Annotated in this window: 1 protein-coding gene; it reads left to right on the top strand. The window is 54.3% G+C overall.

All coding sequences use genetic code 11. From position 1 onward, the window contains the following. Positions 1 to 67: 67 nt before the first annotated feature. On the top strand, positions 68 to 1,504 hold the full coding sequence (locus tag N430_RS29150) for an IS1182 family transposase (protein ID WP_110640018.1): 1,437 nt from the start codon (positions 68 to 70) through the stop codon (positions 1,502 to 1,504). Positions 1,505 to 1,532: the final 28 nt, after the last annotated feature.

The raw sequence follows: 1,532 nt of genomic DNA, 5'->3' as shown, positions 1-1,532 counted from the left end.
CCAGGCTGTGTGAAAACGCCTGCGATTGTCTAACCTTCTGATCGTCGAGATCGTGGCGGGGACGATCATGAAGCGATTCATAGAAGGTGAGTCTCGGACGCAAGTCACGTTGCTGCCGGAGTGCCTGGACGACTACATCACCGAAGAAAACCCAGTTCGGGTAGTCGATGTTTTTGTCGATGAACTTGACCTTGGAACACTCGGGTTCGAGGGTGTCGATCCTGCGGCAACGGGTCGTCCGGCTTACCATCCAGCAGTGCTGCTAAAAATCTACATCTATGGCTATCTCAATCGGATTCAGTCCAGCCGCCGGCTTGAGCGTGAGGCCGAGCGTAATGTCGAGCTGATGTGGCTGACAGGCCGATTGGCGCCTGACTTCAAAACGATTGCCGACTTTCGCCGAGACAATGGTAAAGCCATTCGCAGTGTCTGTCGGCAGTTCGTTGTACTTTGCCGCAACCTCAATCTCTTCTCCCAATCGATCATCGCCATCGACGGCAGCAAATTCAAAGCCGTGAATAACCGCGACCGTAATTTCACTCAAGGCAAAGTGAAGGCGCGCATGCAGCAGATCGAGCAGAGCATCGACCGCTATCTAGCGGCAATGGATTCAGCGGATCGGGCAGCGCCGGAAGTGGCCGAGGCCAAGACTGAGCGGTTGAAAGACAAAGTCGAAAAACTGAAACAGCAGATGCAAAAACTCAAGGACATCGAGGCGCAGCTTCAAGCCAGTCCCGATCAGCAAATCTCACTTACCGATCCAGATGCCCGTTCAATGGCCACAAGCGGCCGAGGCTCCGGCACAGTTGGGTACAACGTACAAACAGCAGTCGACGACAAACACCATCTGATTATTGCCCATGAGGTGACCAACGTAGGTAATGATCGCGGGCAACTGAGCAATATGGCTAACCAGGCACGGGAAGAAATCGGTGCTGAGGCGCTGACGGTGGTTGCTGATAGAGGCTATTACAAAGGCCCGGAAATCCTTGCTTGCGAGCAAGCTGGCATCACCACCTTTGTACCTAAACCACTGACATCGAGCAGCAAAGCGGAAGGCCGATTCGGCAAGCAGGACTTCATCTACATGGCTGCTTCGGACGAATATCGATGCCCTGCGGGTCAGTTGCTGACGCGCCGGCATTCCTCAGTGGAAGACGGCATGCTACTGCACTGCTACTGGTTTTCAGGATGCCAGAGCTGCTCGATGCAGAAGCAGTGTACGACCGGTAAAGAGCGGCGATTAAAGCGCTGGGAGCATGAAGCCGTAATCGAAGGAGTGCAGATTCGATTGGAGCATGATCCGGGGAAAATGAAGGTTCGCCGGCAGACGGTGGAGCATCCCTTTGGCACGCTCAAATTCTGGATGGGAAGTACCCACTTCCTGACCAAAACCCTGCCGAGGGTAAGCACCGAAATGAGCCTTCACGTGCTCGCCTACAACCTCAAACGAATGATGAGTATCTTCGGCATCGCAGGGTTACTTGAGGCGATCAGGGCGTAAACCCCGCTGTTTGCTGGCCCGCAAACAG

Source organism: Pseudomonas sp. CC120222-01a (assembly GCF_003097235.1).
GTDB lineage: Bacteria > Pseudomonadota > Gammaproteobacteria > Pseudomonadales > Pseudomonadaceae > Aquipseudomonas.
The sequence above is the reverse complement of the archived record's forward strand: the minus strand, read 5'-3'. Positions and strand labels throughout refer to the sequence as shown.